The organism is Amycolatopsis sp. WAC 04197, from assembly GCF_003947475.1.
Taxonomy (GTDB): Bacteria; Actinomycetota; Actinomycetes; order Mycobacteriales; family Pseudonocardiaceae; genus Amycolatopsis; species Amycolatopsis japonica.
In genome coordinates this window covers 615303-634820 of sequence record NZ_QHJK01000002.1, presented here as the reverse complement: position 1 = coordinate 634820, position 19518 = coordinate 615303, and the positions used below count along the sequence as shown (strand labels likewise).

The window sequence follows — 19518 nt, the reverse complement described above, 5'->3', positions numbered from 1 at the left end:
CAGTTCCAGTGGCCGCGTCCGGGTGCATGTGCCGTCGGGGGGCATATGCATCCGGACGCGCGTGCCTCGGCGATGACGGAGGCGGCGCGGACGGGGTCGACGAGCGGTGGCATCGGCGCCGCCGAAATGTCCTTCTTCCAGGCGCGGAACAGCTCGGCGAGTCGCTCGCCTGCGGGGTCCGGACTGGCGGGCATTCGAGGGTCCTCAAGGTCTGCTATCGGCGTCAATTACCTAGAGTTATCGCGTATTTCGACCTTCCGTTACCGGGATGTGGTCCCTCCCACCCGGCGCGGGGAAACCCTTCCGGGGGAGGCCACGGCCCGGCTCCGGACAGGGCGGTAGCGTGGTGGCTCTTCCTGTCCCGACCCCCGACAAGAACTGCGGTGAACCCGACCAATGAGCGGCAACCGGCCGGAAGCCACTGGTAATCCCCTCGCGCACGCCGTGAAGCTGGCCCGCGAGACCGTTCCGCCGATGCACCCGGCCGGCAGGCCGTTCGTGTTCGGCGGTCTCGCCGCGACGCTGGTGCTGCGGAGGTTCTCCAAGCGCCTCGGTGTCGTCGGCGCGCTCGCGACGGCCGCGACGGCCGCGTTCTTCCGTGAGCCCAAGCGGGTTCCGCCCGCTCAGTCCGGCCTCGCGGTCGCGTCGGCGGACGGCCTGGTCTCGCTGATCGAAGAGGCCGTGCCGCCGCCCGAGCTGGGGCTGCCCGCCGAGCCGCGGATGCGGGTGAGCGTGTTCCTGTCGGTGTTCGACGTGCACGTCCAGCGGATCCCGGCGTCGGGGGTGATCGAGCGGGTCGCGTACCGGCCCGGGAAGTTCCTGTCGGCCGACCTGGACAAGGCGAGCGACGACAACGAGCGCAACTCCGTGCTCATGCGCACCGAAGACGGTCACGAGCTCGTCGTGGTGCAGATCGCCGGGCTGGTGGCCCGGCGCATCCTCTGTGAGATCCGCGAGGGTGACAAGGTCGGCGTCGGCGCGACGTACGGCATCATCCGCTTCGGCTCGCGAGTCGACCTGTACCTGCCGCCGGGCAGCAAGGTTCTCGTCTCGAAGGGCCAGCGCACGATCGGCGGCGAGACGCCGATCGCCGAGCTGCCCACGGCGCCGCACCCGGAAGGCTGATCCATGGTCCGCGTGACCACTCCCGGCGTGCGGCTGCTGCCGAACGCCATCACGGTGCTCGCCCTGTGCGCCGGTCTGTCGTCGGTGCAGTTCGCGCTGATCGGCAACTATCCGATGGCGATCGCGTCGATCGGGATCGCCGCGGTGCTCGACAGTCTCGACGGCCGGATCGCGCGACTGCTGGACGCGACGTCGAAGATGGGCCAGGAGCTCGACTCGCTGTCCGACGGCATCTCGTTCGGTGTCGCGCCCGCGCTGGTGCTGTACGTGTGGCACGCGGAGGGCGAGCGGATCGGCTGGGTGGCGTCACTGATCTTCGCGGTCTGCATGATCCTGCGGCTGGCGCGGTTCAACACGCTGATCGAGGACACCGAGCAGCCGCCGTACGCGGGCGAGTTCTTCGTCGGCGTGCCCGCGCCCGCCGGTGGTCTGCTGGCGATGTTGCCGCTGATCCTGGAGCTGCAGTTCGGGCAGGGCTGGTGGTCGCATCAGTACGTGGTGTGGGTGTGGACGATCGCCGTCGCCGCGCTGCTGATCAGCCGGATCCCGACGCTTTCGCTGAAGACGGTGAAGGCGCCGCCCAAGGCGATCGCGCCGCTGCTGGTCGGGGTGGGCCTGCTGGCCGCCGCGATCATCCAGTTCCCGTTGGTGGCGCTGGCGATCGCGCTGATTCTGTACCTGGCGCACATCCCGTACTCGGTGTACCGGCACCGTTGGCTGGCGAAGCATCCGGAGGCGTGGATGGCGCCGCCGCGGGAACGGCGCGCGATCCGGCGTTCTTCGAGCCGCCGCCGTCTCGGCCTGCGGCCGCCGCTGCGGCGCGTGGTGGCCGGCGCCGCTCAGCGCGTGCGGCTGCAGCGCGGCGAACAGCACGTCGCGCGCGCTCCGCGCACCATCCCGACCGACAAGGACCGGGACAGCCGGGGCCCGCGGCGCCGCTCATGGCGCCGGATCGGCCTGCGGAAACGCTGACTCACCCGGCCTGACCGCCCACTCCCAGCCCCCCGCCCGTCCCTGGGGGACGGCCCCGCGCCCAGCGTACCGGGGGTGTCGGACGGGACCGGGGGAAACGGGGGTCGGGGGCGGGAGTTGTCCACAAGCGGGTGGGGCTGTGGACAACTTGGGGATCGCTGGAGCTGAAGTGTCAGGAAAGGGTCGTTCAGGACGAAAAGTGTCCTGAACGGCCCTTTCCTGACATCCGGCCCCGGACCAGCCGAGCCGGAGCTCACCCCACCGAAGCGCGCAGACCGCCGATCACCAGGTCCAGCTGGGCCTCGAAGTCCTGCAGGCAGTCGCCGTCCAGAAGCGACGGCAGCGCCCGGTGCAGCGAAGGCAGCCCGTCTGCGGTCACCGAACGCTGGAACCACGCCACCACCGGCTCGGCCCGCTCCAGATCCGACGGATCCGGGACGCCGGAAAGCCCCACCGTCTCGGTGAGCACGGCCCCGAACACCAGCCCGATCAGCGACCGGTAGCCCCGCGCGGCGCCGCGTTCGTCGAGTCCGGCGTCCAGCAGCGCGGAGAACATCGCGTCGATGAACTTCAGGGCGCCCGCCGAACGCGGATTCGCCGCGTCGGTCGCGAGCGCCCGCACCACCACCGGATGCCGCGAAAAAGCCGTGTAGAGGCCATGCGTCAGCGCCCGCAGCCGTTCGTCCCACGGCCCGGGTTCGGGCAGCGGCACACTCTCGAAGACCCGCGCGGTCAGCCCGTCGAGCAGATCGCCTTTGTTCGCGACGTGGTTGTAGAGCGACATCGCCTCCACGCCGACGTCGGCGGCCAGCTTCCGCATCGACAGTCCGGCCAGTCCCTGCTCGCCCGCCAGCCGCAACGCGGCGTCGAGCACCTTCTCCCTGCTCAGCGCCATGTGTCCCAGTTTACCGGCACCCCCTTACGCCGTAAGTACTTACATCGTATGCTTACGCTGTAAGTAACCTGGAGGGATGCCATGGACACCGAAACCCTGCTCACCACCACCCGCTCGGTCCGCCGCAAACTCGACCTCGACCGGCCGGTCGAGGAAGGACTGCTCGAAGACTGCGTTCGCGTCGCGCAGCAGGCGCCCGCCGCGGGGATGCTGCTCGACGCCCAGCGCTGGGTCATCGTCCGCGACCCGGATCTCCGCGCGGAGATCGCGGAGATCGTCCGCGCCGAGGCGATCCCGACCATGGCGAAGTACGGCCACCTGGCGAGCGAGGCCGTCATGCGGTCGGCCCGCCACCTCGTCGACAACCTCGGCCGCGTCCCGGCCCTCGCGATCCCGTGCATGATCGGCCGCCCGCCGGAGGATCCCGTGCTCCAGAACGGGTACTACGGCTCGGTGTACCCGTCGATCTGGAGCTTCCAGCTCGCGCTGCGGTCGAAGGGACTCGGCAGTTCGATGTGCGCGTACCACCTGCCCGCGCGCGAGGCCGAAGTCGCGAAACTGCTCGAAATCCCCGAAGACGTCGCGCAGATCAGCCTGCTCGCCGTCGCCCACACGACCCAGCGCGACTTCTCCCCGGCCGCCCGGCGACCCGCCGGGGAGATCCTGTCCTTCGACCGCTGGGCACGGTCCGCGTAGATAGGGTGGCGGGGTGAGCGCACCCCAGATCACGCTGACCGTCCGGCACACCCCGTCCGCACTGGACTCCCGCCGCGGCGTCGTCCGGCTGCACCCCGAAGTCCTCGACGCGCTCGGCCTGATGGCCTGGGACGCCGTCCGCGTCACCGGCGCCCGGGTCAGCTCCGCGCTGGCCGCCCCGTCGGACGCCGAGGGGATCCCGGGCGTGATCCTCCTCGACGACGTCACGATGTCGAACCTCGGCGTGACCGAAGGCTCGGAAGTGGTCGTCGCGCCCGCGGAGGTGTCGGCCGCGAAAACGGTCACCGTGGCGGGCTCGCGTATCGCGAGCGTGTCGCTCTCCCCGCACACCCTGCGGCTCGCCCTGATCGGCAAGGTGCTGACCGTCGGCGACGCCGTTTCCCTGCTCCCCCAGGATCTCGCGCCCGCGCCGGGCTCCGACGTCTCCGCGGTCCGCGGCCAGCTTTCCCGCGCGATCGGCATGACGTGGACGAACGAGCTGCTCACCGTCACCGCCACCGAGCCATCGGGACCGGTCGCCGTCGGACCGTCCACTGTGGTCAGCTGGCGTGACGGCGCCCGCACCGGCGAGGCCACCCCCGCCGCCGCGCCCGCCCGCGCCGGGACGACGCTGGTACGCAGCACCCCCGCCACCCCGCACGAGGATTTCATCGACGCGGAGATCGTCGAAGACGAGCGGATCGACGAGGTCGCCGAGGAAACCGTGCCGCCGCTTTCGGATCTCGCCGGCTCCGAGGCGGCCGCCCGCAAACTCGCCGAGTGGTTCGACCTGGCCTTCCACCGCCCGGAGCTGCTGGCGAAACTCGGGACGTCGGCGCACCTCGGGGTCCTGCTGTCCGGGCCGGAGGGCGTCGGGAAGGCGACGCTCGTCCGCGCCGTGGCGCAGGCCGAGAAGGTGCGGGTGGTGTCGCTCGCGGCGCCGAACATCGCCGTCCTCGACCCGAACGTCGCCGCCGCGCGACTGCGTGAAGCGATCGAGCAGGCCACCCGCGACGAAGACCCCGCCGTCCTGCTGATCACCGACATCGACGCGCTGCTGCCCGCGTCCCAGCCGCCGCCGCTCGCGACGGTCGTCCTCGACGACCTGCGCAAGGCCTTGCGTACCAAGGGTTTCGCCGTCGTCGCCACCACCGGCCGCGCCGAGTCCACCGACCCGAGGCTGCGCGCCGCCGACCTCCTCGACCGAGAACTCGGCCTCCCGCTCCCGGACGCGAAGACCCGCACCGAACTGCTGCGCGTACTCCTGCGCGACGCCCCACTGGAGCCCGGCGTCGACGTCGGCCCGATCGCCGAGCGCACCCCCGGTTTCGTGGCCGCGGACCTCATCGCGCTCCGCCGTGACGCCGCCCTCCGCGCCGCGCTGCGTCAGCGTGAGGCCGACGAGCCACGGATCTCCCAGCAGGACCTGCTCGACGCGCTCACCACGGTCCGCCCCATCTCGATGTCCACTTCGGACAACCTGGCCACCGGCGGGCTGACGCTGGACGACGTCGGCAACATGACCGACGTCAAGCAGTCGCTCACCGAGGCGGTGCTGTGGCCGCTGCGCTACCCGGATTCGTTCGCGCGCCTCGGCGTCGATCCGCCGCGCGGCGTGCTCCTGTACGGGCCGCCCGGCGGCGGCAAGACGTTCCTGGTCCGCGCGCTCGCCGGCACCGGCGCGCTGAACGTGTTCGCGGTCAAGGGCGCCGAACTGATGGACAAATGGGTCGGCGAGTCCGAGCGCGCGGTGCGGGAACTGTTCCGCCGTGCCGCCGAGGCCGCGCCGTCGCTGATCTTCCTCGACGAGATCGACGCGCTCGCCCCGCGCCGCGGCCAGTCGTCGGATTCCGGCGTGTCGGACCGCGTCGTCGCGGCCCTGCTGACCGAATTGGACGGTGTCGAGCCGATGCGCGAGGTCGTCGTCCTCGGCGCGACGAACCGGCCTGAACTGGTCGACCCGGCCCTGCTGCGGCCGGGACGGCTGGAGCGCCGCGTCTACGTCCCGCCGCCGGACGCGCACGCCCGTGAGGCGATCTTGGCCGCCAGCGCCAAGAACACACCGCTGGCGTCCGATGTGGACCTCGCGGCGTATGCGGCCACTTTGGACGGTTACTCGGCGGCGGACTGCGCGGCGCTGATCCGCGAGGCCGCGCTGACCGCGATGCGGGAGTCATTGGAGGCCAAGGAGGTCACCGCCGCGCATCTGACGAAGGCGGCCGAGACGGTCCGGCCGTCGCTCGACCCGGCCCAGCTCGCGGCGCTGGAGGCGTACGCGCGGACCCAGGTCTGAGCATGTGAAAAGGGCCCGCTTCCTCGCGAGGAAGCGGGCCCTTTCCCGTCGTGGCTAGGAGCCGTCTTTGTCGTTGGTCTTGTAGTCCTTGGTGAGGATGACGATCACGCCGGGACCGATGTTCTCGATCTCCTTGAACCGGGGCTCGGCGCGGAACCCGAACTCCAGCGCCAGCGCCTTCGCGGCCGCTTCCTCGTCGGTGCCCGGGCGGTAGTAGGCCACCGTCTCGGGGAGCCTGCCCGGGTAGCCCTTGACCTCGGAGACGTTCCAGCCGGAGGCGCGGAAATCCTTCGCGGCCTGCTCGGCGAGGCCCTGGATCGTGCTGTTGTTGTAGACGCGCACCGTCACCCACTTGTGCGACGCCTGCTGGTCGCCACCGGGCCGGCCCGGCTGACCGGTCTGCCCCGGCTGGCTCGCCGGCGGCGCGGAACTCGCGGGCGCGCTCGACGGCGGCACCGCCGACGACGACGCGGGCGGCGTGCTGGCCGAAGGCGAGCCCGGCGCCGGTGACGAAGGCTGCGGCGCGCCGTCCGAAGACGTGGGCGTGGTGCCGGGCGGTGTCGCGGTGTCGGAGTCACCGCCGCCGCTGGTCAGGGTGATCCCGCCGATCACGGCGGCGATCACGGCGACACCGACCAAGGCCAGTCCGGCGGCCTTCATCGGCCGGGACAGGCCCGAAAACAGACTCATGAGAGATCGATCCCCAGTCGCCGGGCCGCGCGATTGCGCTGCCGGGCCGCTCGCGTCTTTCGCAGGCGCTTCACCAGCATCGGGTCGGCCTGCATGGCTTCGGTCTTCTCGAGCAGCCGGTTCAGCAGCTGGTAGTAGCGCGTCGACGACATCGAGAAGCGTTCGCGGATGGCCTGTTCCTTCGCGCCGGCGTACTTCCACCACTGACGTTCGAACGCGAGCATGTCGAGCTCGCGCTCGCTGAGGCCGTTCACGGTCTCCGACGGGGACGGCTGGTCGGGCTCAGCCATCGACTCCGCGGCGTCCATCCGACTCCTCGCAATCAGGTCAGTGCTCGGCGGGCGTGAAACCACAGGCTTGTCATTCCGCGGCGCCATTAGACCACGGATGCGGCGCCCGGCCTCGGTATCGGCGTCGGCGCGTCACGGGTAAGGGTCTACCAGAAGGGTCCGACTAAACTGCGCGCGTGACCGTCCATCCCATCGTGATCGCCGGCGAGCCCGTGCTGCACAACCCGACTCGGGAGATCACCGAGTTCGACGACAAGCTGCGCACCCTCGTCGACGACATGTTCGAGACCATGTACGCCGCCGAAGGGGTGGGCCTCGCGGCCAACCAGATCGGCCTCGACCTGCGCGTGTTCGTCTACGACTGCCCCGACGACGAGGGCACGCGCCACAAGGGCGTCGTGGTGAACCCGAAGCTCGAGACGTCGGAGATCCCGGAGACGATGCCCGATCCGGACGACGACTGGGAAGGCTGCCTGTCGGCTCCCGGCGAGTCGTACCCGACCGGGCGCGCTTCGTGGGCGAAGGTCACCGGCTTCGACGTCGAGGGCAATCCGATCGAGGTCGAAGGAACCGGCTACCTCGCGCGCTGCCTGCAGCACGAGACCGATCACCTGGACGGCTTCATCTACCTCGACCGGCTGGTCGGGCGGCACGCCCGCGCGGCGAAGAAGATGCTGAAGTCGAACAAATGGGGCGTTCCGGGCAACTCGTGGCTGCCCGAGGCCCAGCCCTCCGACGACTGACCCTCTCAGCGCATGTCATGAAAGGGTCGTTCAGGACGAAAAATGTCCTGAACGACCCTTTCATGACATTTACGTGAGGGTCAGCACCCCAGGAAGTGGCACCGCACGACCCGCGGCTGCTCGATCACCTTTCCGGCCTCCACCGACCACGCGAGCCGGAGGTACTGGGCGTGCGTCCAGGCCAGCGGCGTCGCGGACGCGGTCGGCGTGCCCGCCGGGAAGCCCGGCCGCCCCGAAGGCGCGTTCTCGTCCCAGACCTGCTCCGGCATCGTGTCCCCGGAGCTGCTGACGCGCCCGAGGTCGCGAAGCCGCTTCGCGGCCGTACCCCGGTCACCGGCGGCGAGGTCGTACTCGCCACGTTCACCCGCGAGCAGCGGCCACAGTCGCCCGAAGGTGGTCCGGCTCTCGGCCGGGAACGTGTAGTCCCACGGCGATCCGTCGGCCTTCTCGCCGTATCCGTCCTTCGTGTAGCGGTGCCAGAACTGCCCCGTCGGGGTGGTGAACGCGATGTCGGCGTCGGTGACCTTGACGCTGTTCGTGATCACCGGATCGTCGGCGCGGTAGATGCCCAGCCTCACCAGTTCGAGGAATCCGGCGTCGGTCACCGCACGCTGGTCCATGGTCACGCTGGAATTGCCCAGGTTGTACTTCGTGCCGTTGTTCGCGTCGCCGTCCTTGGTCAGCCGGACGAAGTACGGGTCCTTCGACAGCGGGCCGTTCGTGGTCACCGTCCACCGGGCGAGTTTCGCCTTGAAGGTGTCGGCAGTCGCGAGGTAGCGCGCCGCGTCGGCGTCGGCACCGTTGGCCTTGGCGAGATCGGCCGCGCAGACCAGCCCGGCGATCACCGCGGCGATCGTCGAAGGCGAATAGCCGTCCTGCTCCTCCCAGCGTTCCTGCTGGCTGTACGGCGACGCGTGCCCGTTGTCCGCCTTGTAGGACAACAGGAACTCCGCCGCCTTGCGCACACCGCGCCAGGTCTTCGCGTCGGTGCGGCCGAGTTGCTGCGCGAGCACGATCGGCAGCGCGGTCTCGTCGAGCTGGATGGACGTCCAGTACGGCGTGCCGTCGACGTGACTGTTCTGCGGCAGATGCCCGTCCGGCAGCTGCTGCGTGCCGAACATGTAGTCGACCGACCGGTTCGCGGCGTCGCGATCGCCGGCGGCGAGCAGCCCGGTCGCGATCTGGTAGAGGTCACGCGGCCAGACCAGGTGGTACGTGCCCGACGGCGACCATTCGGGGTCGTTGTTCCCGAACCGCCACGGCATGCTCGGCGACGCGATGAGCGCCCCCTGGTGGATCTTGTCCTCGCTCGCCGCGAGCATGAGCACGGACGCCTGGTAGAGATCGCGCTCCCGCTTGGTCTTCAGCGAGGACGGCGCGTCCTTCACCTGAGGGAGGTACTGCTTCCACCCCCGGTCGTACGCGCGGGCGGCGTCGGCGAATCCGCGCCGCAGAGAGGCTTTCGCGTTGGCGAGCGCGTCGGAGTCCTTCGCGCCCATGCCCAGCGAAAGCGTGAAGTCACGTGAGCGGACACCGTCGGCGGAGGTCTGCCCGGTGATCAGCACGTTGCCCTTGGCCGCGGTCGCGTAATCCTTGAGGCTGAAGGATTTCGTCAGCTGCGTGATGCCGTCGGAGGAGCCCGAGTACCCCACGGAAGTCCGCGAGAACGCCGGTTCCGCCGCCAGCGCGGCCGCCGTCTTCGCATCCGAAGCGACCGCGCTCGCACCCTGTGAGCGCGCGGAGTCGTCGGATCCTTCGTTGGTGAGATCGGGATCCGCGACCGCGTACACCTGGTACGGGCGGCCGGTCAGCGAAACGAAGTCGACGTCGATCAGCACACTCGCGCGCGCCGGGTCGGTGACGTAGGTCTTGCGGAGTTTCCAGCGGCGCTGGTCGTCGGTGACGGTCTGTTCGTAGGTGAGTCCGCCGGTGCGGCGCACCTGCTGGGCCTTGGCCGAGGAATCGACGGTCGCGAAGCTCGTCCCGTCGGTCACGACGAGATCCAGCGACCGCACGCCCGGCGTCGACAGATCCGGGTAGTAGACCTCGGACATCCGGCCGCCTTGCAGGGTGAACCAGACGTTGCTCGCCCGTTCGCGGGCGGTGCCGAAGCCGGTCTTGTCGGCCGGGAGCCAGCTCGGATGAGCGCCTGGCGCTCCTGGCGCCTCACCGCCCTGTGCCGCTGCCACCGCCGGGACCAGCCCCGCGAGCAACACGCCTGCCAGTGCCGGGAGCACGAGTTTCCGCATATCCACCCCAGACTTCTGTAACGGTGCAGAACCTCCGGGATTCTGTCGTGAATCCCCGGCGCGCACAGGACCCGAACCGGTGAACCGTCAACGCTGTCGACAAGTCGTCACCCGAGGGCGGGTTGATTGATCCGGCCCCGGCGTGGCATGGTCGGGGCACAACCAAACAACCGCGGGAGCTCGCGCCATGGCGGGCTGAGAGGGCGGCTGGAGTCTTTCTAGAGGACCCGGCGCCGCCGACCGCATGAACCTGACCGGGTAATGCCGGCGTAGGGAGTGAACGTCGTTGACGACGCTTGAGAATGCCCAGGGCATCAAGCCGACCGTGACCACCGGTCCGATCACCGGTTCCCGGAAGGTCTATCACCAGACGGAATCCGGGCTCCGGGTCCCCGCGAGGCGGATCGATCTTTCGAACGGCGAGCATTTCGACGTTTACGACACCTCCGGCCCGTACACCGACGACGACGCGCAGATCGACGTCCACAGTGGACTTCACCGGCTGCGCGCCGGATGGGCCGACGGTCGTGAGCACAACACCCAGCTCGGCTGGGCGAAACAGGGCGTCATCACCCGCGAGATGGAGTACGTCGCGGCACGCGAGCGCTGCTCGCCGGAATTCGTGCGGGACGAGGTCGCGCGCGGTCGCGCGGTGATCCCCGCCAACCGCAAGCACCCGGAGACCGAGCCGATGATCATCGGCAAGAACTTCCTGGTGAAGATCAACGCCAACATGGGCAACTCGGCCGTCTGGTCCTCCGTGGAGGAAGAGGTCGACAAGATGGTGTGGGCCACCCGTTGGGGCGCCGACACGATCATGGACCTCTCCACCGGCAAGCGGATCCACGAGACGCGCGAGTGGATCATCCGCAACTCGCCGGTCCCGGTCGGCACCGTGCCGATCTACCAGGCGCTGGAAAAGGTCAACGGGGAGCCGGAAAAACTGTCGTGGGAGGTCTACCGCGACACGATCATCGAGCAGTGCGAACAGGGCGTCGACTACGTCACCGTGCACGCGGGCGTACTGCTCCGCTACATCCCGCTGACCGCGCGCCGGGTCACCGGCATCGTCTCGCGCGGCGGCTCGATCATGGCGGCGTGGTGCCTCGCGCACCACAAGGAATCGTTCCTGTACACCAATTTCGCCGAGCTCTGCGAGATCCTGCGCGAGTACGACGTCACCTTCTCCCTCGGTGACGGCCTGCGGCCGGGCTCGATCGCCGACGCGAACGACCGCGCGCAGTTCGCCGAACTGGAGACGCTGGGCGAGCTCACGCACATCGCCCGCGACCACGACGTCCAGGTGATGATCGAGGGCCCCGGCCACGTGCCGATGCACAAGATCAAGGAGAACGTCGAACTCGAGGAGAAGCTGACCGGCGAGGCGCCGTTCTACACGCTCGGCCCGCTCGCGACCGACATCGCGCCGGCGTACGACCACATCACCTCGGCCATCGGCGCGGCGCAGATCGGCTGGTACGGCACGGCGATGCTCTGCTACGTCACGCCGAAGGAGCACCTCGGCCTGCCGAACCGCGACGACGTGAAGACCGGCGTCATCACTTACAAGATCGCCGCGCACGCCGCCGACCTCGCCAAGGGCCACCAGTACGCGCAGGAGTGGGACGACGAGCTGTCCAAGGCCCGCTTCGAATTCCGCTGGAACGACCAGTTCAACCTGTCGCTGGACCCGGACACCGCGCGTTCGTACCACGACGAGACGCTGCCCGCGGAACCGGCGAAGACGGCGCACTTCTGCTCGATGTGCGGGCCGAAGTTCTGCTCGATGCGCATCACGCAGGACGTCCGCAAGTACGCCGAGGAACACGGACTGTCCACTGTGGAGGCCATCGAGGCCGGCATGGAGGAGAAGTCGAACGAATTCGCCGAGCAGGGCAACAAGGTGTACTTGCCGGTGGTCAATCAGTGACAGCCACACCCAGGACCGCCCTCACCATCGCCGGATCGGATTCCGGTGGTGGTGCGGGCATCCAGGCCGATCTGCGCACGTTCTTCGCCAACGGCGTGCACGGGATGGTCGCGCTCACCGCGGTCACCGTGCAGAACTCGTTGGGCGTGCAGGGTTTCAGCGAGATCCCGGTCGACGTCGTCACCGGACAGATCAAGGCCGTCGCCACGGACATGGGCGTCGACGCGGCGAAGACCGGGATGCTCGCGACGGCCGAGATCATCAACGCCGTCGCGAAGACGCTCGACGAGGTCCACATCGGACGCTCGACGGGTACGCCGTTCGTCGTGGACCCCGTCGCCGCTTCGATGACGGGGCACGCGTTGCTGCGCGAGGAGGCGCTGGAGGCGATCCGCACCGAGCTCTTCCCGCGCGCCACGCTGATCACGCCGAACCTGGACGAGGTGCGGCTGCTGACCGGCGTCGAAGTCACCGGGCCCGCGACCCAGCGGGAGGCGGCGGAAGCGTTGCTGGAATTCGGTTCCGAATGGGTACTGGTGAAGGGCGGTCATCTCGACGCCGCCCAGGACTGCGTGGACCTGTTGTCCGACGGTGCATCCTGGGTCGAGCTGAGCGGTCCGCGGTTCGACACCCGGAACACCCACGGCGGCGGGGACACGATGGCTTCGGCGATCACGTCCTCGCTGGCGAAGGGGGCCGATGTCCCGACCGCCGTCGCCGAGGGGAAACGGTTCATCGAGCGGTGCGTGGCGGAGTCGTATCCGCTGGGGGCTGGGGTCGGCCCTGTTTCACCCTTCTGGACGCTGAAGTAGGAGTGCGGAAATGTCATGAAAGGGCCGTTCAGGACGAAAGATGTCCTGAACGGCCCTTTCATGACATCCGTTAGCGAGTGGTGAGGCGAGGAGCGTCCACCGCCCAGTACCAGTCGTTCCCCGCCGCGTAGAGCCGCCAGGTCAGCTTCACCGAACGCGCCCCCGCGGGCACCTTCACCGAAGCCGACGTCGGCACCGAAAGCACGTCGCCACCCTTGTTCGCCGTCCCGGACTCCGGCCCGTAGGCCAGCACGTTCTGCTCGGGACCACCGTCGAACGACGCCGTCAGCGCGCCCCGCTGCGTCCCCTCCTGCCGGTAGTGCGAAACGAATGCGACGTCCACAGTGGACTTTCCGGAGACGTCGAGCGAAGGCGACACCAGGGAAGAGTCGAAGGTTCCACGCGACGAGGGCGAACCCTTGTCATCCCATTCGTCCGGATCCGCGACCGCGAACACGCCCCGCGCTCGGGCGTTCGCCTCACGCTGCTGTCCGGGAGCGGTCCGGGTCCAGAAGTCGTCGGTCGTGAAGGCCCAGCCCTGCCATTCCGTCACACCGGCGGGCATTCCGGACGCGTCGCGCACGCTCCAGCCGCCGGGTGCGTCGTGCGTCCAGCCGAGCACTCCGGCCGGGACACCGGTTTCGTCCTGCCGGGGCTTCAGAACGGCGGTGTCGAAGACGTCCGAAGGCGCGGCGCCGAGCGGGTAGCCGTCGTAGCCCGCCGGAGCCGCGATGCCCAGATGCCGCAGCACCGTCGGCGCGATGTCGACGATCTTCGGTGCCACGGCGGGGGTTCCGGCCGGAACCGCACCGCCCGCGGCGATCACGAAGGTCATCCGCTCCTCGGGGCTGTCGCCGCCGTGTCCGCCGGAGGCCGTGTGGCCGTGGTCGGCGGAGATCATGATCAGCCAGTCCTCGTCCGCGCGGGCCGGCCGGGCGTCGACGGCGGCGAGCAGACGTCCGATCAACGCGTCGTCGGTGCGCAGACTGGCTTCGTACTGCGAGGAGTCCGCGCCGTGCTCGTGGCCGGCGATGTCCGTCTGTCCGAAGTAGACGAACGACGCGTCGGCCTTGCCCTGCTTGAGATGCTTCTCCGCGTCGACGGCCACCTGCTCGTCGGTCTTCTCGTAGCCCGCGCTGTCACCGTTCAAGACGAACTTGCGGTCCTGGCCGGTGCGCAGGATCCGGTCGCCGATCGGCGTCCAGTCGACCGCCGCGTAGGTGTCGAGCGCCGGGTTCGCGGTTTCGGCGCGCGCGAGCCAGCTCGGATGCGAGGCGAGATCGTCGCCGGTGAAGGAGTTGTCCTTCACCTTGTGTTTGTCCGGCCAGACGCCGGTGAGGATCGTGGACCAGCCGGGGCCGCTGACCGTCGGCGCCATCCCGCTGCCGTACAACGAACTGCGCGAGGAGTACCCGCGGTTCGCCAGCGCGTGGACGTTCGGGGTGTCGGCGGCCATCAGCTTGTCGAACCGGGCGCCGTCCAGGCCGATGACCAGCACCTTGGGCGTTTTGGCCGCGGCGACGGCGACACCGGACGTCAGCCCGGCGACGGCCACCAAGACCGCGAGGAGGGAAAGCGTTCTGCGCACGAAAGCCTCCGGTAACTCGTTCGAACCAATTGTTCGTCAAGTTAGTGCGCCGAACCGACTTCCCGATGAAGTCCGCGTGCCTTCGCCGAGGACTTCAGCCGACGGAAGCTCGTCCTGACCGTCTGAGATCGTGCGTGGAAAATGGACCCATGAGCGAGAACCCGAGCCCGCCGTCGGCGCTGACCATCGCGGGGTCCGACTCCGGCGGCGCCGCCGGCCTGCAGGCCGACCTGCGCACGTTCCTCACCTGCGGGGTGCACGGTCTGGTCGCGGTCACCGCCGTGACCGTCCAGAACACCCTCGGCGTGCACGACCGCACCGACATCCCGGCGCGTATCGTCGCCGGGCAGATCGAGGCGGTCGCGGCCGACATGGGCGTCAACGCGGCCAAGACCGGCATGCTCGCCTCGGCGGAGATCATCCACGCCGTCGCCGCGGCCTGCGACAAGGCCGAGATCGGCCGCGACAGCAAGGTGCCGTTCGTGGTCGACCCGGTCGCGGCGTCGATGCACGGGCATCCGCTGTTCGACGAGGCCGGGCTGGTGGCGCTGCGCGACGAGCTCTTGCCGCGCGCGACCGTCCTCACGCCGAACCTCGACGAGGTCCGCCTGCTGACCGGGATGACCGTGACCACCCGCGAGCAGATGCACCAGGCGGCCGTCGTCCTGCACCGGCTCGGGCCGAAGTACGTGCTCGTGAAGAGCGGGCACCTCGTCTCCGACCCGGAATGCGTCGACGTGCTCTTCGACGGCTCCACGTTCGTCGAGCTGCCGGGTGAGCGGTACGCCACGCAGCACACGCACGGCGCCGGGGACACGATGGCGTCGGCGCTGACGGCCGGTCTCGCGAAGGGGATGTCCGTCGTCGAGGCCGCCCGCTACGGCAAGTGGTTCGTCTCACACGCGGTCGAAAACGCCTACCCGATGGGCGCGAAGGTCGGTCCGGTTTCGGCGTTTTGGCGGCTTGCGCCGGAGCACTGAGCACACGGACGGTTACCATCTGCGCCGTGACGGGACGCGAAACGGTGGCCAAGGTCGTCGAAGACCGCCGCTTCCAGAACTTCATCATCGCGGTGATCGTCTTCAACGCCGTCACCCTCGGCCTGGAGACCTCGACCAGGATGGTCGCCGAGTACGGGTCGCTGCTGCACACGGTCGACTACGTCGCGCTCGGGATCTTCGTCCTCGAGCTCGGCGCGAAGCTCTACGCCTACCGCGCGAAGTTCTTCCGCGACCCGTGGAACATCTTCGACCTGCTCGTCGTCGGCATCGCCGTAATCCCCACCACCGGCCCGTTCGCGGTGCTGCGGGCGTTGCGGGTCCTGCGGGTGCTGCGGCTGATCTCGGTCGTGCCGTCGATGCGGAAGGTCGTCACCGGCCTGCTCGCGTCGATCCCCGGGATGGCATCGATCGCCGCACTCCTCGCGCTGATCATCTTCGTCGCGGGCGTGATGGCGACGAAACTGTTCGGCGCGATCTCACCGGAGAACTTCGGCGACCTCGGCACTTCGCTGTTCACGCTCTTCCAGGTGATGACGGGCGAGGCGTGGCCGGACATCGCGAAGGAGATCATGAAGGAAGCACCCATGGCCTGGGTGTTCTTCGTGGTCTACATCCTCGTGTCCAGCTTCGCGGTGCTGAACCTCTTCATCGCCGTGGTGGTCAGCGGGATGGAGGACGAGCTTCGCCAGGACATCCGCGAGGAAGAGGCGAAGCAGGCCGAAACCCAGGCTCAGGCGAACAAGGAGATCCTCGACGAGCTTCGCGCTCTTCGCGCCGAAGTCAGCGCTCTTCGTCGGCAATAAGCGCTTCGAGCGCCGGGAGAGCCGCCGCCAAGGCCGCCTGGTGCTCCGGAGTCAGCCGTTCGAGGCGTTTGCCGAGTTCGTTCACCCGCGTCGACCGGACGCCGGAAACCAGCCTCTCGCCCTCTTCGGTGGCCTCCGCGAGCCAGGCGCGCCTGTCGATCGGGTCCGATTCACGGCTGACGTAGCCCGCTTCGACCAGCGAAGCGACGATCCTCGACATGGTGGCCGCGGCGACGCCTTCCTTCGCCGCGAGATCCCCCAGACGGAGCTGCCCGTGGTGCACGAGCGTCGCGAGCGCGGAGATCGCACCGTGGCCTGGTCCGGGCACGCCGGCCTGCCGCAGTGACCGGGACAGCCTGCCCACCGCCAGGAACAACCTGCCCGAAACGTCCTGGACCGTTGACGTGGTCACCACTGGCTCCTCTGGGTACACGGCGGCGGGTGCGCCTCCGGAAAGTGCCGTCAACCATACGGGCTCCGGGGGCGTACTCGCGGTCAAGGCCGTGAACCGTACAAAAGGGTTATCGAGGAGGGCTGGAGGCGTGCGCCCAGAACCGCTGCGGGATCCGGCCCGCGCCGGCGGCCAGCCGCCCGGCGGTGACGGCGGCCCGCATCGCCGATGCCATCCGTTCCGGATCCGCGGCCCTGGTCACGGCGGTGGAGAGCAGGACGGCGTCGCAGCCGAGCTCCATCGCCAGCGTCGCGTCGGAAGCCGTGCCGATCCCGGCGTCGAGGATCACCGGGACCCCGGCACGCGACACGATCAGCTCGATGTTGTGGGGGTTCCGGATGCCGAGACCGGTGCCGATGGGCGCACCGAGGGGCATCACCGCCGCACAGCCCGCCTCCTCCAGCCGCAGGGCCAGCACCGGGTCGTCGTTGGTGTACGCGAGCACGGTGAAACCGTCCGCGGCGAGCTGTTCGGCCGCGTCGAGGGTCTCGAACGGGTCGGGCAGCAGCGTGCGGTCGTCGGCGTGGACCTCCAGCTTGATGAGGTCGGTTTCGAGCGCTTCACGGGCGAGCTGCGCGGTGAGGACCGCTTCGGCGGCCGTGCGGCAGCCGGCGGTGTTCGGCAGCAGGCGGATGCCGAGCCGCCGAAGCAGTTCGAGGACCCCGGAGCCGCCTTCGGCGTCGGCCTTGCGCATCGCGACGGTGGTCAGTTCCGTCCCGGACGCCACCAGCGCGCGTTCCAGCACGGCGAGGTTGCCCGCGCCGCCGGTGCCGATGATCAGCCGCGACGAGAGTTTGTGCTCGCCGATGACGAGTTCGTCACCGTTCATGTCAGCCTCCTTGCACAGCGGTGAGGATGTCGACGCTGGCGCCCTTGCGCACCACCGATTCCGGCCAGTCGCCCCGCCGGACGACCACGCCGTCCACCGCGACCGCGACCCCCCGCGTCGCCGTGCCCAGCGCCTCCAGCACACCCTCGACGGTGGTCCCGTCGGGAAATTCGCGCCACTGGCCGTTGACCTGGATCTCCATCACACCCGCTCCTCGCTTCGCCGCGACGGCGTGGCCGCCGCGACCTCGTCCGGCAACGGCCTTCCCTCTAGCCAGGCGACCGCGGCGTCCGCGGTGACCGGGGCCATCAGGAGACCGTTGCGATGGTGACCTGTCGCGGCGAAGACACCTTCGCCCAGCTCACCGATGAAAGGCATCGTGTCGACGCTCGCCGCGCGAAGCCCGGCAGCCGTCTCGACGACTTCGTATTCGGTCAGGCCCGGAAAGACGCGCTCCGCGCCTTCGAGCAGCTCACGCACGCCCCGGACGGTGACGGTCTCGTCGAAACCGGCCTCGTACTGGGTCGCGCCGAGTACGAGCTGCCCGTCGTCGCGCGGGACGAGGTAGATCGGGCGGCCCTCGACCATCGCGCGGACGGTCCGCTTCGGCGGCGGCAGGCAGCCCCGTCGCGGCCGCAGGCGCAGGATCTCGCCCTTCAGCGGGCGGACCACGCCGTCGAGCGCGGGGTGCAGGCGTCCGGTCCAGGCGCCCGCGGCGAGGACGACGTCGCCTTCGAGGTCTTCGAGCCCGGCGACCGTCTCGTGGCGGAACTCCACGCCGTGCGCGTCGCACGCGTGTTTGAGCGCGCGCAGCAGCTTTCTGTTGTCCACGGCGAGATCCCCGGGTACCAGGAGTCCACTTCGGACTGTTCCGGCGAGACCGGGCTCGGCGCGGCGGGCTTCGCGCCCGGTCAGCTGCCCGACCTCGCGGCCGAGTTCGGTGAGGTACGCGGCGAGCATTTCGAGGTTGCCCGCGTCGGCGCTGTCCAGCGCGACGACGAGTGTGCCGTGCGGGGAAAGGCCCGGATCGACACCCTCTTCGGCCAGGTCACGGGCGAAATCCGGCCAGCGGCGCAGCGACGCCTCGCCGAGGGTGAGCACGTCCTCCTCGCCGGGCCAGGCCTCGGTGACCGGGGCGAGCATGCCGCCCGCGAGCCACGATGCGCCACGTCCCGGATCCGGGTCGTACAGGGTGACGCGACGACCGCGCGCGGACGCACGCCAAGCGACCGCGAGGCCGATGACCCCGCCGCCGACAACCGAAAGTTCCTTCATCTGCGATCACGCTCCCTGCGCCGGCATGACCCGGATCAGGTTCCACGGTCGGAGCGGTCTCGGCTCCCTCTCAGCCCGTCCTCGGGCTCCCGTGCGGACCACCACACCGTAGCGCGCGAGTACCGTCGCCGCCATGCCCACCCTGTCTGGTTCGCCGATCCGCGCCCGGCTCGCGGACGCCCGCCTGTACCTCTGCACCGACGCCCGCCGCGGTCGCGGCGATCTCGCCGAATTCGCCGACGCGGCGCTGGCCGGCGGGGTCGACATCATCCAGCTGCGGGACAAGACCGGCGGTGCCCCGATCGAGGCGAAACACGAGATCGCCGCCCTCGAGGTGCTGGCCGAGGCGTGCGAAAAGCACGACAAGCTGCTGGCGGTGAACGATCGCGCGGACGTCGCGCTCGCCGTCGGCGCGCACGTGCTGCACCTGGGTCAGGACGACATCCCGGTGTCGCTGGCGCGCCGCGTGCTGGGGGACGACGTGGTGATCGGCCGGTCCACCCATTCGGCCGAACAGGCCGCGGCCGCCGCCGGGGAGCCCGGCGTCGACTACTTCTGCACCGGCCCGTGCTGGCCGACGCCGACGAAACCGGGCCGGTCCGCGCCCGGACTCGACCTGGTGCGCTCGACGGCCGCGTCCGGGACGACGCGGCCGTGGTTCGCGATCGGCGGGATCGACACCGAGCGCCTGCCCGAGGTGCTGGCCGCGGGCGCGTCGCGGATCGTCGTCGTCCGGGCGATCACCGAGGCCGAAGACCCCGAAGCGGCCGCTCGCACGCTTCGCTCCGCCCTCCCCTGACCACCCCTCCCATGCATTTAGTCCTCTGGATGCGGTAGTCGGCGATACGAACTACCGCATTCAGAGGACGAAATGCG

19 protein-coding genes and 2 riboswitches are annotated in these 19518 nt (G+C 69.7%); of the genes, 10 read left to right on the top strand and 9 right to left on the bottom strand.

From position 1 onward, the window contains the following. Positions 1-396: 396 nt before the first annotated feature. Complete coding sequence (locus DMC64_RS10210; protein ID WP_038507807.1) at positions 397-1125, top strand: phosphatidylserine decarboxylase; 729 nt, start codon at positions 397-399, stop codon at positions 1123-1125. A 3-nt stretch (positions 1126-1128) separates the two neighbouring features. After that, on the top strand, positions 1129-2097 hold the full coding sequence (pssA, locus tag DMC64_RS10205) for a CDP-diacylglycerol--serine O-phosphatidyltransferase (RefSeq protein WP_125733305.1): 969 nt from the start codon (positions 1129-1131) through the stop codon (positions 2095-2097). A gap of 253 nt (positions 2098-2350) precedes the next feature. On the opposite strand, the gene DMC64_RS10200 is transcribed toward pssA, so the two are convergent. After that, a complete protein-coding gene (locus tag DMC64_RS10200; protein ID WP_125733304.1) occupies positions 2351-2992 on the bottom strand; it encodes a TetR/AcrR family transcriptional regulator in 642 nt (213 codons plus the stop codon). A gap of 81 nt (positions 2993-3073) precedes the next feature. Between DMC64_RS10200 and DMC64_RS10195 the strand changes: the two genes are divergently transcribed. Both DMC64_RS10195 and DMC64_RS10190 read left to right on the top strand, forming a co-directional pair. After that, the gene (locus tag DMC64_RS10195; RefSeq protein ID WP_125733303.1) at positions 3074-3688 is read left to right on the top strand and encodes a nitroreductase family protein; all 615 of its coding nucleotides are present in this window, start codon (positions 3074-3076) and stop codon (positions 3686-3688) included. Positions 3689-3701: 13 nt separating this feature from the next. After that, positions 3702-5981, top strand: coding sequence for an AAA family ATPase (locus DMC64_RS10190; RefSeq protein WP_125733302.1), 2280 nt, complete (start codon positions 3702-3704; stop codon positions 5979-5981). A 54-nt stretch (positions 5982-6035) separates the two neighbouring features. Here DMC64_RS10190 and DMC64_RS10185 read toward each other — a convergent pair whose 3' ends face one another. Beyond that, complete coding sequence (locus DMC64_RS10185; RefSeq protein WP_125733301.1) at positions 6036-6671, bottom strand: LytR C-terminal domain-containing protein; 636 nt, start codon at positions 6669-6671, stop codon at positions 6036-6038. Then, on the bottom strand, positions 6668-6979 hold the full coding sequence (locus DMC64_RS10180; RefSeq protein ID WP_005160574.1) for a DUF3263 domain-containing protein: 312 nt from the start codon (positions 6977-6979) through the stop codon (positions 6668-6670). Before DMC64_RS10180 ends, DMC64_RS10185 begins: the two co-directional genes overlap by 4 nt. Before the next feature lie 158 nt (positions 6980-7137). Between DMC64_RS10180 and DMC64_RS10175 the strand changes: the two genes are divergently transcribed. After that, positions 7138-7704: a peptide deformylase gene (locus tag DMC64_RS10175; protein ID WP_037335552.1), complete on the top strand. Its 567-nt coding sequence runs from the start codon at positions 7138-7140 to the stop codon at positions 7702-7704. A gap of 80 nt (positions 7705-7784) precedes the next feature. Here the strand turns inward: DMC64_RS10175 and DMC64_RS10170 are convergent, their stop codons facing one another. Beyond that, a complete protein-coding gene (locus tag DMC64_RS10170; RefSeq protein ID WP_125733300.1) occupies positions 7785-9953 on the bottom strand; it encodes a glycoside hydrolase family 15 protein in 2169 nt (722 codons plus the stop codon). Positions 9954-10115: 162 nt separating this feature from the next. Further along, positions 10116-10246, top strand: a riboswitch (TPP riboswitch). Here DMC64_RS10170 and thiC point away from each other — a divergent pair. Together thiC and thiD (DMC64_RS10160) are read left to right on the top strand one after the other, a co-directional pair. Then, the gene (gene thiC / locus DMC64_RS10165) at positions 10240-11883 is read left to right on the top strand and encodes a phosphomethylpyrimidine synthase ThiC (RefSeq protein WP_199754947.1); all 1644 of its coding nucleotides are present in this window, start codon (positions 10240-10242) and stop codon (positions 11881-11883) included. (Overlaps the previous riboswitch by 7 nt.) Continuing rightward, entirely contained in the window at positions 11880-12695 is an 816-nt protein-coding gene (thiD, locus tag DMC64_RS10160) for a bifunctional hydroxymethylpyrimidine kinase/phosphomethylpyrimidine kinase (protein ID WP_125733299.1), read from the top strand. The genes thiC and thiD (DMC64_RS10160) overlap by 4 nt, the downstream gene beginning before the upstream one ends. Before the next feature lie 70 nt (positions 12696-12765). Here thiD (DMC64_RS10160) and DMC64_RS10155 read toward each other — a convergent pair whose 3' ends face one another. Then, on the bottom strand, positions 12766-14283 hold the full coding sequence (locus tag DMC64_RS10155) for an alkaline phosphatase family protein (protein WP_125733298.1): 1518 nt from the start codon (positions 14281-14283) through the stop codon (positions 12766-12768). 149 nt (positions 14284-14432) lie between these two features. Here DMC64_RS10155 and thiD (DMC64_RS10150) point away from each other — a divergent pair, with 149 nt between their 5' ends. Both thiD (DMC64_RS10150) and DMC64_RS10145 read left to right on the top strand, forming a co-directional pair. Continuing rightward, the gene (thiD, locus tag DMC64_RS10150; protein WP_125733297.1) at positions 14433-15263 is read left to right on the top strand and encodes a bifunctional hydroxymethylpyrimidine kinase/phosphomethylpyrimidine kinase; all 831 of its coding nucleotides are present in this window, start codon (positions 14433-14435) and stop codon (positions 15261-15263) included. 26 nt (positions 15264-15289) lie between these two features. Then, the gene (locus DMC64_RS10145) at positions 15290-16087 is read left to right on the top strand and encodes an ion transporter (RefSeq protein ID WP_125733296.1); all 798 of its coding nucleotides are present in this window, start codon (positions 15290-15292) and stop codon (positions 16085-16087) included. Here the strand turns inward: DMC64_RS10145 and DMC64_RS10140 are convergent. From DMC64_RS10140 to thiO, 4 genes are all read right to left on the bottom strand, one after another. Then, on the bottom strand, positions 16065-16499 hold the full coding sequence (locus tag DMC64_RS10140) for a MarR family winged helix-turn-helix transcriptional regulator (RefSeq protein WP_037335529.1): 435 nt from the start codon (positions 16497-16499) through the stop codon (positions 16065-16067). The genes DMC64_RS10145 and DMC64_RS10140 overlap by 23 nt on opposite strands. Before the next feature lie 109 nt (positions 16500-16608). Then, a complete protein-coding gene (locus tag DMC64_RS10135; protein WP_037335528.1) occupies positions 16609-17367 on the bottom strand; it encodes a thiazole synthase in 759 nt (252 codons plus the stop codon). Between the two features lies 1 nt (position 17368). Then, a complete protein-coding gene (gene thiS, locus DMC64_RS10130) occupies positions 17369-17569 on the bottom strand; it encodes a sulfur carrier protein ThiS (protein ID WP_016337629.1) in 201 nt (66 codons plus the stop codon). Beyond that, a complete protein-coding gene (thiO, locus tag DMC64_RS10125) occupies positions 17569-18642 on the bottom strand; it encodes a glycine oxidase ThiO (RefSeq protein ID WP_125733295.1) in 1074 nt (357 codons plus the stop codon). The genes thiS and thiO overlap by 1 nt, the downstream gene beginning before the upstream one ends. Then, a riboswitch (TPP riboswitch) is annotated at positions 18638-18745 on the bottom strand. (Overlaps the previous gene by 5 nt.) Before the next feature lie 30 nt (positions 18746-18775). On the opposite strand from thiO, the gene thiE reads away from it, so the two are divergent. Next, positions 18776-19441 carry a thiamine phosphate synthase gene (gene thiE, locus DMC64_RS10120; protein ID WP_038507790.1) on the top strand — a complete coding sequence of 222 codons (666 nt, stop codon included), beginning with the start codon at positions 18776-18778 and terminating at the stop codon, positions 19439-19441. The last annotated feature ends 77 nt before the right edge of the window (positions 19442-19518 follow it).

Bases quoted from the DNA above. Each gene is read 5' to 3' on its own strand.
- DMC64_RS10210 (WP_038507807.1), top strand. From the start codon at position 397: ATGAGCGGCAACCGGCCGGAAGCCACTGGTAATCCCCTCGCGCACGCC.
- pssA (WP_125733305.1), top strand. From the start codon at position 1,129: ATGGTCCGCGTGACCACTCCCGGCGTGCGGCTGCTGCCGAACGCCATC.
- DMC64_RS10200 (WP_125733304.1), bottom strand. From the start codon at position 2,992: ATGGCGCTGAGCAGGGAGAAGGTGCTCGACGCCGCGTTGCGGCTGGCG.
- DMC64_RS10195 (WP_125733303.1), top strand. From the start codon at position 3,074: ATGGACACCGAAACCCTGCTCACCACCACCCGCTCGGTCCGCCGCAAA.
- DMC64_RS10185 (WP_125733301.1), bottom strand. From the start codon at position 6,671: ATGAGTCTGTTTTCGGGCCTGTCCCGGCCGATGAAGGCCGCCGGACTG.
- DMC64_RS10180 (WP_005160574.1), bottom strand. From the start codon at position 6,979: ATGGACGCCGCGGAGTCGATGGCTGAGCCCGACCAGCCGTCCCCGTCG.
- DMC64_RS10170 (WP_125733300.1), bottom strand. From the start codon at position 9,953: ATGCGGAAACTCGTGCTCCCGGCACTGGCAGGCGTGTTGCTCGCGGGG.
- thiD (WP_125733297.1), top strand. From the start codon at position 14,433: ATGAGCGAGAACCCGAGCCCGCCGTCGGCGCTGACCATCGCGGGGTCC.
- DMC64_RS10135 (WP_037335528.1), bottom strand. From the start codon at position 17,367: ATGAACGGTGACGAACTCGTCATCGGCGAGCACAAACTCTCGTCGCGG.
- thiS (WP_016337629.1), bottom strand. From the start codon at position 17,569: ATGGAGATCCAGGTCAACGGCCAGTGGCGCGAATTTCCCGACGGGACC.
- thiO (WP_125733295.1), bottom strand. From the start codon at position 18,642: ATGAAGGAACTTTCGGTTGTCGGCGGCGGGGTCATCGGCCTCGCGGTC.
- thiE (WP_038507790.1), top strand. From the start codon at position 18,776: ATGCCCACCCTGTCTGGTTCGCCGATCCGCGCCCGGCTCGCGGACGCC.